This is a genomic window from Streptomyces sp. NPDC004610 (assembly GCF_040609715.1).
GTDB lineage: Bacteria > Actinomycetota > Actinomycetes > Streptomycetales > Streptomycetaceae > Streptomyces.
The window spans coordinates 41479-55787 of record NZ_JBEXLA010000037.1; the positions used below are offsets into that span (position 1 = coordinate 41479).

Genomic DNA, 14309 nt, shown 5'->3' on the forward strand with positions numbered 1-14309 from the left:
CGGCGGCGGTCGCTCTCCGAGGGACGGTGGGCGTTCGTTCCGGGGGCGTGGCAGTAGCGGTCGGTCACCGGCGGCAGCGGCAGCGGCAGGGGGAAGAGGAACGGTCGGTCTCCGGGGGGCCTCGGAACCGAACCGTCGGCGCCCTCAGCCGCAGCCCCCTCAGCGGGTGTTTCCGGTCAGCTGGCGTCCGTCCGTCGCCACCATCCGCCGGGCCCGCCGCGCTGCCGCCTGCATCAGGAACCCCACCCGGCTCTCCCGGTACCCCGGCACCTTGCGGGCCTCGCGCGGTGCGGCCAGATAGACCGCGTCCGGTATCCCCGCCGTGGTCTCCCGGAAGTGCGGGTACGGGAGGTAGACCCGGCTGCCCCGGCGCTCCAGCAGCGGTGCCGGGTTCTTCTTCCGGTGGACGAACTCCACCACGTCCACCAGCAGATCGGCGCGCTGCTCGGCGATCAGATGCAGCCGCAGCCGTTCATGGACGCGCAGCCGGCGGGCCACCTCCGCGTTCCAGTGGGCGTCCATCAGCGGCTTGGCCAGTTCCAGTTTGTGGTGGCGCACCTCCTCGCCGTCCTTGAGGAAGCGCGGGCCGAACTGGGGCAGCAGGGTGACCAGGAACGGGCGGAGCATCAGCACGTCCCGGCGCGGACCGGGCGGCACCAGCTCCGCGAGCAGGTCCATCAGGGCGCGGGCCGAGTCGAAGCGCAGGGTGTAGCCGCCGGTGCGGGTGACATGCTTGCCGTCGTCCCGGCCGACCAGGTAGTAGCAGGTGTGGTCGGCGATGACGGAGACGCCGTCGGCCCGCAGATACGCCTCCATCGTGAACAGCGCGTCCTCGCCGGTCCACAGGGCCTCGTCGAAGCGCATGCCGTGCCGGGTGAGCAGGGCGCGGCGGAACAGCTTCTGCGCGCTCAGGGTGTACTTGATGTTGGAGGAGTAGACGTCCGTACGGTCGAAGCTCTGGTGCCACATCGAGCGGGGCGGCTTGCGGTTGATGCCCTCGACGCGTCCGAGCACCACATCCGTGCCGTTGCGGTCGGCCATGGCGACCATGCGCTCCAGGGCCTCGGGGCCCAGCCGGTCGTCGGCGTCCAGGAAGAACACGAACCGCCCGGCCGCCCGGTCCAGGCCGACATTGCGCGGGCCGCTGGGGCCGCCCGAGTTGGCCTGCCGGATCACCGTGACCGGCATGGGGGCGCGCGCGGCGAACTCCTCCAGGTACTCCCCCGTGCCGTCGGTCGAGCCGTCGTCGACGGCGATCACCTCGACGCGCCCCGGATCGAGGGTCTGCGCCTCGACGGACGCCAGGCACTCGATCAGATACGGCATCGCCTCGTACGCCCCGATGATCACGCTCACATCAGGCTGCGTCACACCTGTTCCCCTTATGTCTTGGCCAGGAGGACCGAGCGCCTCCCGGTCATGGGGGCCGTCTCCGGGGCACGGGTGTTCCCCCCGCGTCCACTCCTTCGCTCCTACAAAGACGGCACAAAGGGGGCCGGGGTTCATCCGGTCCAGGAGGCGGTCCGGGAGGGAAAGCACAGAAGGCGGTCCGGGCGGCGGTCCGGGAGGGGAAGCAGCGGAAGAACGCCGAAGGCCCCGGAGAGTCCGTTCGGTTCTCCGGGGCTCATGAGGCGGGCGGTCTCGTCGCTCAGCCGGTCAGTTCGCTCGTCGCCGTCCGGGTCTCCTGCCCCCGGTTGCGGGTCTCGGCCTTCGCGGCGAGGTCCTTGACCGCCGTGTTGAACTGGACGATCGAGGCCGGCTCGTCCGGGCCCAGCAGATAGCGCTTCAGCTCGCCGCGCTCCACCGCCAGCGGATCGGTGGACGGGTCGCGGACCGCGGCCAGCAGCCCGTCCAGCGCGGCGGCGTCATTGGCGAGGATCACGGCGGCCCGTACGGCGGTGTTCTGCCGCTTGAACTCCTCCGCGCCCAGTCCGGCGGAGTCCGTCACCGCGTACGGCTTGCCGCTGGCGATGAAGTCGGAGACCACCGAGGAGATGTCGGAGACCATCGCGTCGGCGACATTGAAGCAGTCGTAGAGGCGGGGCTCGGCGTCGGTGATCACCCGGTGCTGCCAGGTCGGGAAGGAGCGCCAGTAGGCGTCGTTCCACTCGGTGCGCAGCGCGGCGATCTCCTGGAACTTCGCCACATCGACCACGCCGTCCCGGGTGGACTCGGCCTCGTCGCCGCCCTCACCGGCGCTGGACAGGGTGGCGAGCCGGGCCTCGATCCGGGTCAGCTCGGCCGCCGCGGCGGACTCGGCGCCCGGGTCGGCGGTGAAGGCGGGGGCGGTGGCGCGCTCGGCGGCGGATCGGCCGACCAGTGCCGTGATCCGCTGGTGGGCGGCCTTGGCGGCGGCGCTGCGGGTGCCGGTGAAGGGGTGCGGCTTGTAGAGGACGCGGACCGGGGGGTCGGTGGTGACCAGGGTGCGGACGATGTTCTCGCCGGCCAGCAGGAGGGAGGTGTTGCCGGGGTTGTCGTCCCAGCCCTCCCAGGTCGGCGCGTACAGCACCGTCGGCATGCGGTCCTCGGGGACGCCGTGCCAGAGCTGGATCGGGGCGAGCTGGGGGCGGCCGACCTCGGCGATGTCGTCGTCGCGGACCCCGACATCGGCGATGGCGTAGCGGTCGCGGCCGGCCCGGCCCGCGGTCCACACCTCGTCGTACACCTTGCTGAACGGGTTGACGCTGGCGAGCTTGTCGCTGTCGCCGTGGCCGATGAAGACATGCTTCATGGTGGGGACGCGCAGGAGGTGGATGTTCTTGCCGACGTTCGCCGCGTAGAGGGCGACCCGGACGTTCGACAGGTCCATGTTCATCAGATGCACCCCGCCGGGGACGCAGACGATGGGCGCGGTGGTGGGCGCCATCCGCTCCAGGATGGCCCGCTCGCGCAGGATGATCAGCGGCCTGGAGTCCAGCTGCTCCATGGTCTCCAGCCACATGTTGACCTGGTACGCCGACTCCTTGGAGCCGGAGAAGTACAGCACCGTCTCCGGCCGGTAGCCGCGCAGCCAGTCGTCGACCGCGTCGAGCACCTTCTCGGCGCGCGGCGGTATGCGGTTGCCGCGCACATAGGGGGCGAGGGAGAGGACATAGACACAGCCGAGGCCGACGGTGATACCGATGCCGATGAATCCGGCGACGGTCGAGTCGATCTGGGCGGAGATCAGTATTCCGGCGACGGCGGCGAGGTCGAGGTGGAGCATCTTCTCGGCGGAGCGGTCCAGCAGCCACTGGGGCGGGGCGTCCGGGATGCGGATACGGGAGGCGAGGTCGACATTGCGGGTGGCGACCGGCATCCGGCGGCGGTTGCGGATCAGGGTGACCAGGGCGCCGTGCGGGGCCTGGAGACCGTAGAAGGCGATGAAGCCGGCGACCGCGCCGTAGAACATCAGATTGTCGGAGAGGGACAGCCGGGCCAGGAGCAGGACCAGCAGCAGCTCACGGATGAGGAAGCGGATCGACAGGCCCGCGCGCACCTTGCTCAGGCGGTTGATCAGATAGCTGCCGCGGCGGTGCAGATAGTGGTCCGCCAGGTAGGTCACGGCCGCCGCGGCGGCGAAGGCGGGGACGCTCGGCACGAGCGCGGCCAGCATGAGCGCCGGAAAGCCCAGCATCACCAGGGCCGCCGCGACCAGCTCGGCGGCGCTGCCCACCCGGGCGACGCGAATAGCGGTGGTTATCACGGAAAACCTGCTCTGAGAGGGGTGCGGTGCCCTCGGCGACAATCCGCGGGCGTCGGCAAGGCCCGTAAATTCCTGAAGATTCTGTGTAGCCAGAGTGTGGAGTTCTGGAAACTTACGGGGAATGTACGGACTCAGGCCCTTGTGAATACTCGGCGAACCGGAACCCACAAGGGCCTGAATGACAGAAGGCCAGGAGATGTCGATTATGCCACGCCGTACCGGAGGCTGAACCACTCGGTACGGGCGGGTGGCTAGGCCACGGTGTCCTGGCGGTCGAGCACCCCGGCCAGCGCCTGCTCGAAACCGGACGCCTGACCGGCACTGGCCGTCGGGTCCTGCTGGCGGACGTCGATCACATGCCCGGTCAGCTCGGAGAGCAGCACATCGAGGGAGGTACTGGCGACGGCCTCGGAGGAGAGCAGACTGCCCGCGGGCTCCTGGCCGAACGCCTTGGTGCGCATCGGCGTCGCCGTGCGCTCCGGGTTGACGCAGTTGACGCGGATGCCGTCGGCGGCCCACTCGTCGGACAGCGCCTGGGTGAGGTTGACCATGGCGGCCTTGGTGGAGGAGTAGAGGCTGTACTCGGCGCGGCCCCGGGTGTAGCTGCTGGAGGTGTAGAGCAGCAACTGGCCCTTGGTCTCGGCGAGATACTTGTACGAGGAGCGGGCGATCTGCACCGGCGCCAGGTAGTTGACGCTCAGCGCCTCCTGGATCGTGGCGTTGTCGGTCTCGGCGAGCTTGCCGATCCGCAGCACACCCGCGGTGTTCACCACGTAGTCGATCCGGCCGGTCTCGGCGTACGCCTTGGACAGCGCGTCGTCGACCTCCTCCGGGTTCTCCACATGGGTGCCGGTGGTGGAGCGGCCCAGGGCGTAGACGGTGGCGCCGTAGGACTCGGCCAGCTCGCCTATGTCCTTGCCGATGCCGTAGGAACCGCCGAAGACGACCAGGGTCTTGCCGTCGAGCAGCCGGCGGTAGGCGTCCTCGCCGCTGTGCTCGGGCGCGGCCGTGGAGCCGAGCTGGAACAGCTTGTCGGCGATGAAGACATCGACGGGCTGGGTGACCTTCATGTTGTACTCGTCGCCCGCGACCACATGGATGGGGACGTCGGGGAGGTACTTCAGCACGACCGTGCAGTCGTCCGTGGCCTGGAAGTTGGGGTCGCCGGCCGCCACCTCGTAGGCCCGCTTGATGGTGGACAGCTTGAACGCCTGCGGGGTCTGGCCGCGGCGCAGCCGGGAGCGGTCCGGGATCTCCGTGATGAACTCGCCGTCCTCGCCATGGGTGCGGGTGACGATGATGGTGTCCGCGGAGGGAATGGCCACGTCGACGGCCTGGTAGCGCTCCAGGGCGGTCACGCAGTCGTCGATCACCCGGCGGGAGAGCAGCGGCCGTACGGCGTCGTGGAACAGGACATTGGGGTCCTCGCCCTCGGCCAGGCCCTCACCGAGGGCGGCGATGGCGCGCTCGGTGGTCTCGTTGCGGGTGGCGCCGCCCTCGATGACCCGGGAGACCTTCTTGAAGCCCGCCTTGGCGACGATCTTCTCCACATCGGGCACATAGCCCGGCGCCATCAGAACGATGATGTCGTCGATCGAGTCGGCCTTCTCGAAGGTGGTCAGCGTGTGTTCGATGACTGCCTTGCCGGCGATCTTCAGCAGCTGCTTGGGAATCGAGAGTCCCACGCGCTGGCCGGTACCCCCGGCCAGGATCACTGCGGTGGTACGGGGCTTGGCAATGTGCTGTGACACAGGTGACCTACCTTGGGGCGTCCGGGAGCTTGCGAATGCTCCCACTTGTGGTTACCGCGATGCAAGGTGAGCGACCTCCGCCGCATATGTGCACGCAACCTCTCATTCATCTTTTGACGCTGGTGAAGGACGAAAAGTTCCCTCTGGGGTGAGATCGGGGCCCGGAATTGCTGTGAGTAACTACACAGGCCGGGCGGTGACGAGGGGTGATTGTGGTGTGGGGGGTGTGGGGGTGCCGTGGGTGCGATCCGGGGCGGGTTCGGGGTGGGTTCGGGGTGGTCGGTGCCGCGGAATTCCACATTAAGATTCCGCAGCATTTCGGTCTCGGGGAGGGGCGGTGACCGATTGGGGGTACGGGGGGCGTGGTGAGTGGGCGGGTGCGGGTGGTGGGGGCTGGTCGCGCAGTTCCCCGCGCCCCTAAGGGACGTGGCCCTGCCCGGCGCCGGAAGGAGCCGCAGCTCTAGGACCGGTGCTGGGCGGAACCAAGGCTTTTAGGGGCGCGGGGAACTGCGCGACCAGCCACCCCACCACCCGCACCCGGCACCCCGCACCCTCACCCGGCCCCTTAGAACGGCTCGAAGCCGTCGAATTCCTCCTCCGCCTCGTCCCGCTCCGCCTGCCGCTCGCGGCGTCGCTGGACCGCGGGCCGCAGCGCATCCATCCGGTGGTCCTCACCGCGCCGGCCCAGCATCTCCGCGCCGGCCATGACCGTCGGCTCCCAGTCGAAGACGACCGCGTTCTCCTCGGGCCCGATGGCCACACCGTCGCCCGCGCGGGCACCGGCCTTCATCAGCTGTTCCTCGACCCCGAGACGGCCCAGCCGGTCGGCGAGGTAGCCGACGGCCTCGTCGTTGTTGAAGTCGGTCTGACGCACCCAGCGTTCGGGCTTCTCGCCGCGCACCCGGTACAGCCCGTCGTCCTCGCGGGTCACCGTGAACCCGCTGTCGTCGACGGCCTTGGGGCGGATGACGATCCGGGTCGCCTCCTCCTTCGGCTTCGCGGCCCGCGCCTCGCCGACCAGTTCGGCCAGCCCGAACGACAGCTCCTTGAGCCCCGTGTGGGCCACCGCGGACACCTCGAAGACGCGGTAGCCGCGGGCCTCCAGGTCGGGGCGGACGATCTCGGCGAGATCCTTGCCGTCCGGGACGTCGATCTTGTTGAGGACCACGATCCGGGGCCGGTCTCCGAGGCCGCCGTACTGCCGCAGTTCCTCCTCGATGACATCGAGGTCGGAGGCGGGGTCGCGGTCGGACTCCAGGGTCGCGGTGTCCAGGACGTGCACCAGGACGCTGCACCGCTCGACATGGCGCAGGAACTCCAGGCCGAGGCCCTTGCCCTGGCTGGCGCCCGGGATCAGTCCGGGGACATCGGCGATGGTGTAGACGGTGGAGCCGGCCGTGACCACACCCAGGTTGGGGACCAGGGTGGTGAAGGGGTAGTCGGCGATCTTCGGCTTGGCCGCGCTGAGCACCGAGATCAGGGAGGACTTCCCGGCGCTCGGGTAGCCGACCAGCGCCACATCGGCGACGGTCTTCAGTTCGAGGACGACATCGCGCAGATCCCCGGGCACCCCGAGCAGCGCGAAGCCGGGCGCCTTGCGGCGGGCGGAGGCCAGCGCCGCGTTGCCGAGCCCGCCCCGGCCGCCCTGCGCGGCCACGAAGGACGTACCGTGTCCGACCAGGTCGGCGAGGACATTGCCGTCCTTGTCGAGGACGACCGTGCCGTCCGGGACCGGCAGGACCAGGTCCTGGCCGTCCTTGCCGGAGCGGTTGCCGCCCTCACCGGGCTTGCCGTTGGTGGCCCTGCGGTGCGGGGAGTGGTGGTAGTCGAGCAGCGTGGTCACGGACTGGTCGACGGTGAGGATCACATCGCCGCCGCGTCCGCCGTTGCCGCCGTCGGGGCCGCCGAGCGGCTTGAACTTCTCCCGGTGCACGGAGGCACAGCCGTGGCCCCCGTTACCCGCGCCGACATGCAGTTCGACGCGGTCCACGAAGGTGGTCATGGTGGTGCCTCCAGAAACGTACGGAAAGTCAAAGTCAGAGAATCGGTAGACGTCATCGGTATACGTCATCGGTCGATGTCATCGGTTGATGACATCGATAGACGCATCCAAGGACGTCTACAGGTCAACACACGAAAGGCGGACCCGCCTTCCCGACCGGGAAGTGAGGTCCGCCTCGCGCAGAGAGTTCCGGTCAGGCGACCGGGACGATGTTCACAACCTTGCGGCCACGGTGGGTGCCGAACTGCACCGAACCGGCCTGGAGGGCGAACAGCGTGTCGTCGCCACCGCGGCCGACACCCGAGCCCGGGTGGAAGTGGGTGCCGCGCTGGCGGACCAGGATCTCGCCCGCGTTGACGACCTGACCGCCGAAGCGCTTCACGCCGAGCCGCTGGGCATTGGAGTCGCGGCCGTTCCGGGTGGACGACGCGCCCTTCTTGTGTGCCATGTCTCCTCAGTCCCTTACTTCGCAGCCGCGGGGATCTCGGTCACCTTGATCGCCGTGTACTGCTGGCGGTGGCCCTGGCGACGGCGGTAGCCGGTCTTGTTCTTGTAGCGCAGAATGTCGATCTTCTGGCCCTTGTGGTGGTCCACGACCTCGGCCTGGACCTTGATGCCGGCCAGGACCCAGGGGTCGCTGGTCACGGCGTCGCCGTCGACGACGAGCAGAGTGGAGAGCTCTACCGTGTCACCCACCTGGGCGGTGGAAATCTTGTCAACCTCGACGATGTCACCGACAGCAACCTTGTGCTGACGGCCACCGCTGCGCACGATGGCGTACACGCGGATCTCACTCTCTCGCTCGGGAACGGCACCCCCGAAGTCCAGCCACCCGAACACGGGCGGCCTCTCCAGAACACCGGACATAGCCGACTTCCGGAGGAAGAGGTTTACGGGGATGTGGCGTGTCCATATCGAGGGACACACCGACGGTCAAGGTTACGGGGCGCCCCAGGACTGGTCAAACCGAGCCCCAAGCGGCCCCGAGGGGTCAGCGGCCCAGGCTCTCCCGGTACGCCACGCACTCCGCGTAGGACGGCAGCATGCCCCGCTCACGGGCCTCGGCCAGGGTCGGCGCCTGCTCGTCCTTGGGCGACAGCACCGGGGCCAGCTCCGTGGGCCACTCGATGCCGAGGGCCGGGTCGAGCGGGTGGATGCCGTGCTCCCGCTCGGGGGCGTAGCCCTCGGAGCAGAGGTAGACGACGGTGGCGTCGTCGCTGAGCGCCATGAACCCGTGCCCGAGGCCCTCGGAGAGATAGACCGCGTGATGGTCCCGGTCGTCCAGCCGGACGGCCTCCCACTCGCCGAAGGTGGGCGAGCCGGTACGGATGTCCACGATCACGTCCAGTACCGAGCCGCGCACGCACTTGACGTACTTGGCCTGGCCCGGCGGTACATCCGCGAAGTGGATGCCGCGCAGGGTGCCCCGGCTGGAGACGGACATATTGGCCTGGGCGAGGGTGAGCGGGTGCCCGGCGGCCTCGGTGAAGAGCGGTGCCTTGAACCACTCGTGGAAGCTGCCCCGGCCGTCGGGGAACACCTTGGGCTCATGCACCCAGGAGCCGGAAAGGGAGAGGGGTCGCATCGCGGGGTCCTCGGATCGGGGTCGGGTGGGTTTCGGGGGCGGCCGGGGCCGCCCTGGCGGCTGGGTTTCGGGTGCGGCGGGTTTCGGGCGCCGCCGGGGGCTACCGGCGTCCTCCGGCCAGCGCGCGCTTCATCCGGCCGGCCACCCGGCGCCACAGCGGGCGCGGCGGGCGGGCGGCGGCCCTGGTGGCGGGCTTGGCGGGCGGGGTGTGGCGGTCGATCACCCGGGGACGGCCCTGGGCGTCCACCACCACGTCGACCGGGAGCCGGGTCCAGCGGACCTCGCCCCGGGCGGGGGACGGGATGCCCATCCGGACGGCCCAGCGCTTGCCGGTGAGCCGCTCCAGCGGCAGCGCGGCGGTGAGCGCCCGGCCGTCGGAGGCGGCCTCGGCCGGGTACTTGCCGACGTTCTTGCGCTCGAAGCGGAGCTGGAGCGGCGCACCGGCGGCGGAGCCCAGGTGCAGGGGCAGCGGGAGGCGCAGGGTGCCGCCGTCGACGGTGGCCTCAGCCCAGTCCAGCAGTTCCCCGGCCTCGCGCTCCAGCTTGCCGGTCCGCTGGTCGATGTCCAGGGAGAGATTGCCGGGGCCGTCGGTCCAGTACGGCAGGACCAGGCGGCGGGGCTCGCCGGTGAGCGCGGGCAGCCGGGTGGCCTCCACGTCGTCGCCGCGGACCGCGCCGAGCCGGGTCTCCTTGCTCCAGCCGCAGGACTTGATCCGCAGATGCAGATCCCAGAGACCGGCCGGGAGCGGGCCCCCGGCGGCGGCGGTCTCGGGGTCGAGCACCGCCCGCGCGGTGATCTCCTGGCGGAAGGCGCCATCGGTCCCGTCGGTGTCGATGCGGTGCCGCTCGCTGGTCAGCGGGAGGTAGTACTGGGTGGCCTGCTCGCGGTGCCGGATCACCAGGTCGACATCGCTGCGGTCCACGGGGGCCGCCAGTGAGACGTCCTGGGCGGCGAGGGCCTCGCGGGCACCCTCGGACAGCGGCAGCCCGAGCAGGTCGCGCCCGCCGTCACGGCCGTAGGTCATGGGCGTGCCGTCGACCTCGTACTCGGCGCTGAAGCCGATGGCCAGGGAGCCGTTCTCCCAGGTCAGGGAGGTGAGGCGGCCGGTGGGGCGGATACCGGCCTCCCACTGGGCGAGGGCGCGGACATCGGCGTAGCGGTCGGCGGTGATCAGAGCGGCGACCACCCGCTGGGTGGGGGCGACCCGGGCGAGGACGCCGGGGCCGAAGCGCTCGGTGATGACCGCGCGGATCTCGCCGTACAGCTCCTCGGCGTAGTCCTCGGGGAGTTTCAGCAGTCGCTGGCCGCGCAGCCGCTCGACCATCTCGTTGCGCAGCCAGCGGGAGAAGAGCTGGTCGCGGACCGGGCCGGGCTCGGTGAGGTCCTCGACCACATCGAGCGCCTCGCGGAGGTTCTTGAAGTAGCCGACCGGGTCGAAGCGCTGGAAACCGGCGTTGGAGCCGTCGTCGCGGGTGATGTGGTAGTAGCAGAGGTAGTCGCTGAGCACGGCCACGCTCTTGGCCCGCAGATACGCCTCGACCACGAAGACATGGTCCTCCAGGCGCCGCCTGCCCTCCTTGAACCGCATGCCGTGCTCGGCCAGGAACGCCCGGCGGAACATCTTGTGCGGGGTGAGGCTGTCGATCAGCGGGGCGGTCTCCACGGTGACCCGGGGCCGGTTGACCCGGAACAGCTCCTGCGGGACCGGGCGGCCGATACCGGCCATCTTGCCGACGACGACATCCGCGTCGTTGGCCCGGCCGTAGGCGTACATCCGCTCCAGGGCCTCGTCGCCGAGCCAGTCGTCGTGGTCGGCGAACATCACATACTCGCCGCGGGCCGCGTCGATCCCGGTGTTGCGGGGGCGGCCGGACCAGCCGGAGGACTCCTGGTGGACGACATGGAAGTGCGGGTGCTCGGCGGCCAGCTCGTCGAGGCGGGCCGGGGTCTCGTCGGTGGAGCCGTCGTCGACGAACCAGACCTCGAACTCGTCGGGGGTGAGGCTCTGCCGGAGCAGCCCGTTGACACAGTCCTCGAAGTACTTGCCCGGGTTGTAGACCGCGATGACGACACTGACCTTGACCGTCACGCCGGACGCTCCTTCGTCTGGGCCGCGTGGGCCTCGTGGGCCGCGTGGATCGCGGGGAACGCCTCGGTGAGGGCCGCGCGCCAGTCGCGGGGCGGGGTGAGCCCGGCGGCGCGGAGCCGGTCGTGGCCGAGCACGCTGTACGCGGGGCGGGGCGCCGGGCGGACGAACGCGTCGCTGGTGGTGGGGCGGACCCGGTCCGGGTCGGTGCCCAGCAGCCGGAAGATCTCCCGGGTGAAGCCGTACCAGCTGGTCTCCCCGGCGCTGGTGCCGTGGTAGATCCCGGCCGGTGCGGTGCCGTCCAGGGCGCCGCGGCCGAGGGCGAGCAGCAGCGCGGCCAGATCGGCGGTCCAGGTGGGCTGGCCGCGCTGGTCGTCCACGACGGAGACGGTGTCCCGCTCACCGGCCAGGCGGATCATCGTCCGGACGAAGTTGGGGCCGCCCGCTCCGTACAGCCAGGCCGTGCGGATCACATAGCCGGTCTCGGGGAGGGCGGAGAGGACGGCTTGCTCACCGGCCAGTTTGGTGCGGCCGTAGGCGCTGCGGGGGGCGGTGGGGGCGTCCTCGGGGTACGGGGTGGTGGCGTCGCCCGCGAAGACGTAGTCGGTGGAGACCTGGAGCAGGATCGCGCCGGTGGCGGCGCAGGCGGCGGCCAGATGGGCGGGGCCGTCGCCGTTGACCGCGAGGGCCTCGCTCTCCCGGGTCTCGGCGTCGTCGACGGCGGTCCAGGCGGCGCAGTTGACCACCAGGGCCGGGCGGTGCTCCTCGACGGCCCGGCGCACGGCCTTGTCGTCGGTGAGGTCCAGGGCCGCGCGGTCCAGGGCGACGGCCGGGACGCCCGCCGCGGCGAGGGCGGGCAGCAGGTCATGGGCGAGCATGCCGCCCGCGCCGGTGATCAGCCAGGGGCGGTTCTCGCTCACAGGGCGGCCCGCTCCTTCAGCGGCTCCCACCAGGAGCGGTTCTCGCGGTACCAGGCGACGGTCTCCGCGAGGCCCTCGGTGAAGCTCTTGCGGGGCTCGTAGCCGAGTTCGTCGCGGATCTTCGCGCAGTCCACGGAGTAGCGGCGGTCGTGGCCCTTGCGGTCCTCGACGTACTCGACGCTGGTGTCCCAGTCCGCGCCGCAGGCTTCGAGCAGCAGCCCGGTCAGCTCCTTGTTGGAGAGTTCGGTGCCGCCGCCGATGTTGTAGACCTCGCCGGCCCGGCCCTTGGTGCGGACCAGTTCGATGCCCTGGACGTGGTCGTCGATGTGCAGCCAGTCGCGGACGTTGCCGCCGTCGCCGTAGAGGGGGACCTTCTTCCCGTCGAGGAGGTTGGTCACGAACAGCGGGATGACCTTCTCGGGGAAGTGGTGGTGGCCGTAGTTGTTGGAGCAGCGGGTGACGCGGACGTCCAGGCCGTGGGTGCGGTGGTAGGACAGCGCGATCAGATCGCTGGACGCCTTCGCCGAGGAGTACGGCGAGTTGGGCTCCAGGGGGTGGGTCTCGGGCCAGGAGCCCTCGTCTATGGAGCCGTAGACCTCGTCGGTGGAGATGTGCACGAAGGTCTTGATCCCGGCCCGGTGGGCGGCGTCGATCAGGGTGTGGGTGCCGACCACATTGGTGCGGACGAATTCGGCGCCGCCGTCGATCGAGCGGTCCACATGCGACTCGGCGGCGAAGTGCACCACCTGGTCGTGCTCGGCCATCAGCTTGCCGACCAGCTCGGGGTCGCAGATGTCGCCCTGCACGAAGGAGAATCCGGGGTGCGCGCGGACCTCGTCCAGATTGGCCGGGTTGCCCGCGTAGGTCAGCTTGTCCAGGACGGTGACCGAGACATCGCCGGGGCCGCCGGGGCCGAGGACCGTACGGACGTAGTGGGAGCCTATGAAACCGGCGCCGCCGGTCACCAGGATCCGGGTGGTGGGCCCGGAGCCGGGGGTGCTGTCGATCGGGGTCATGAGGAGATCTGCACCTTGCTGTGATCACCGAGGACGAGCCGGTGGGCCGACGGATGACGGGGGGCGGGCGTGACCTCGACATCGCGCCCGATGAGGGATGCCTCCACCCGGCGCACCCCGGTCACGGACGAGCCGCGCAGCACGATGGAGTACTCGATCTCGCTGTCCTCGATCCGGCAGTCCTCGGACACCGAGGTGAACGGGCCTATGTACGCCTGGTTGACCACCGAACCGGCGCCCACGATCGCGGGGCCGACGATCCGGCTGCCGGTGACCGTGGCACCGGCCTCGATCCGGACCCGGCCGATCAGCTCGCTGGCCTCGTCGACCGTGCCCTCGTTCAGCGGCTGGAGGCTCTCCAGGACCGAGCGGTTGACCTCCAGCATGTCGGTGACATTGCCGGTGTCCTTCCAGTACCCGGAGATGGTGGTGGAGCGGACCCGGCGGTCGGCGTCGATCAGCCACTGGATGGCGTGGGTGATCTCCAGCTCGCCGCGCCAGGACGGCTTGATCGACCGCACGGCCTCATGGATCGCCGGGGTGAAGAGATAGACGCCGACCAGCGCGAGATCGCTCTTGGGCTGCTGCGGCTTCTCCTCCAGGGCCACGACATGGCCCTCCGCGTCGAGTTCGGCGACGCCGAAGGCGGTGGGGTTGGGGACCTTGGTCAGCAGGATCTGGGCGTCGGGGCGGTCCGCGCGGAACTCGTCCACGAGCCCGGTGATGCCGCCGACGATGAAGTTGTCCCCGAGGTACATCACGAAGTCGTCGTCGCCCAGGAAGTCCTGGGCGATCAGCACCGCGTGGGCGAGGCCCAGCGGGGCCTCCTGCGGGATGTAGGTGATCTCGACGCCGAACCGGGAGCCGTCGCCGACGGCCTCGCGGATCTCGTCGGCGGTGTCGCCGACGACGATGCCGACCTCGGTGACCCCGGCGTCGGCGATGGCTTCGAGCCCGTAGAACAGCACGGGCTTGTTGGCGACCGGCACGAGCTGCTTGGCCGATGTGTGGGTGATCGGGCGCAGTCTGGTGCCCGCTCCCCCGGACAGGACGAGAGCTTTCACGAACGCACCCCTAGCACCACTGGAAACCCCATTGATCGCGGGAAATCGCGGATTCGTCGAACCCGGTCGAACCAGGTTCACGCTTCCTCGTTTTCTCTGAATTAACCGTCAGTCTGTGCCCACATCATAACCTTGTCACTCCATCACAGATTCACCTGGTATTCACAGGCATCATCGGCGCTATCGCGTTCATGCCAGCC

11 protein-coding genes are annotated in these 14309 nt (G+C 70.1%); all 11 read right to left on the reverse strand.

Annotated elements, in window-relative coordinates:
- Positions 1-159: 159 nt before the first annotated feature.
- Positions 160-1371 carry a glycosyltransferase family 2 protein gene (locus ABZX40_RS32710; protein ID WP_355745939.1) on the reverse strand — a complete coding sequence of 404 codons (1212 nt, stop codon included), beginning with the start codon at positions 1369-1371 and terminating at the stop codon, positions 160-162.
- 277 nt (positions 1372-1648) lie between these two features.
- A complete protein-coding gene (locus ABZX40_RS32715) occupies positions 1649-3685 on the reverse strand; it encodes a hypothetical protein (RefSeq protein ID WP_355745942.1) in 2037 nt (678 codons plus the stop codon).
- Between the two features lie 251 nt (positions 3686-3936).
- The gene (locus tag ABZX40_RS32720) at positions 3937-5436 is read right to left on the reverse strand and encodes a bifunctional cytidylyltransferase/SDR family oxidoreductase (RefSeq protein WP_355745945.1); all 1500 of its coding nucleotides are present in this window, start codon (positions 5434-5436) and stop codon (positions 3937-3939) included.
- 565 nt (positions 5437-6001) lie between these two features.
- On the reverse strand, positions 6002-7438 hold the full coding sequence (gene obgE, locus ABZX40_RS32725; RefSeq protein WP_355745948.1) for a GTPase ObgE: 1437 nt from the start codon (positions 7436-7438) through the stop codon (positions 6002-6004).
- A 193-nt stretch (positions 7439-7631) separates the two neighbouring features.
- Entirely contained in the window at positions 7632-7886 is a 255-nt protein-coding gene (gene rpmA / locus ABZX40_RS32730; RefSeq protein ID WP_029387501.1) for a 50S ribosomal protein L27, read from the reverse strand.
- Between the two features lie 14 nt (positions 7887-7900).
- Complete coding sequence (gene rplU, locus ABZX40_RS32735) at positions 7901-8221, reverse strand: 50S ribosomal protein L21 (RefSeq protein WP_007449531.1); 321 nt, start codon at positions 8219-8221, stop codon at positions 7901-7903.
- 208 nt (positions 8222-8429) lie between these two features.
- Entirely contained in the window at positions 8430-9023 is a 594-nt protein-coding gene (gene rfbC / locus ABZX40_RS32740) for a dTDP-4-dehydrorhamnose 3,5-epimerase (RefSeq protein WP_355745953.1), read from the reverse strand.
- A 100-nt stretch (positions 9024-9123) separates the two neighbouring features.
- Positions 9124-11112 carry a glycosyltransferase gene (locus ABZX40_RS32745; protein ID WP_355745955.1) on the reverse strand — a complete coding sequence of 663 codons (1989 nt, stop codon included), beginning with the start codon at positions 11110-11112 and terminating at the stop codon, positions 9124-9126.
- Positions 11109-12029 carry a dTDP-4-dehydrorhamnose reductase gene (rfbD, locus tag ABZX40_RS32750; protein WP_355745957.1) on the reverse strand — a complete coding sequence of 307 codons (921 nt, stop codon included), beginning with the start codon at positions 12027-12029 and terminating at the stop codon, positions 11109-11111. Before rfbD ends, ABZX40_RS32745 begins: the two co-directional genes overlap by 4 nt.
- Positions 12026-13045 (reverse strand): dTDP-glucose 4,6-dehydratase, encoded by a 1020-nt coding sequence (gene rfbB, locus ABZX40_RS32755; RefSeq protein WP_355745960.1) that lies wholly within the window; start codon positions 13043-13045, stop codon positions 12026-12028. The genes rfbD and rfbB overlap by 4 nt, the downstream gene beginning before the upstream one ends.
- Positions 13042-14109: a glucose-1-phosphate thymidylyltransferase gene (locus tag ABZX40_RS32760; protein WP_355745963.1), complete on the reverse strand. Its 1068-nt coding sequence runs from the start codon at positions 14107-14109 to the stop codon at positions 13042-13044. The genes rfbB and ABZX40_RS32760 overlap by 4 nt, the downstream gene beginning before the upstream one ends.
- Positions 14110-14309: the final 200 nt, after the last annotated feature.

What these genes read in the sequence shown, in the direction of transcription:
- rfbB (WP_355745960.1), bottom strand. Translation starts at nt 13,045, where the DNA reads ATGACCCCGATCGACAGCACCCCCGGCTCCGGGCCCACCACCCGGATC.
- rpmA (WP_029387501.1), bottom strand. Translation starts at nt 7,886, where the DNA reads ATGGCACACAAGAAGGGCGCGTCGTCCACCCGGAACGGCCGCGACTCC.
- rfbC (WP_355745953.1), bottom strand. Translation starts at nt 9,023, where the DNA reads ATGCGACCCCTCTCCCTTTCCGGCTCCTGGGTGCATGAGCCCAAGGTG.
- obgE (WP_355745948.1), bottom strand. Translation starts at nt 7,438, where the DNA reads ATGACCACCTTCGTGGACCGCGTCGAACTGCATGTCGGCGCGGGTAAC.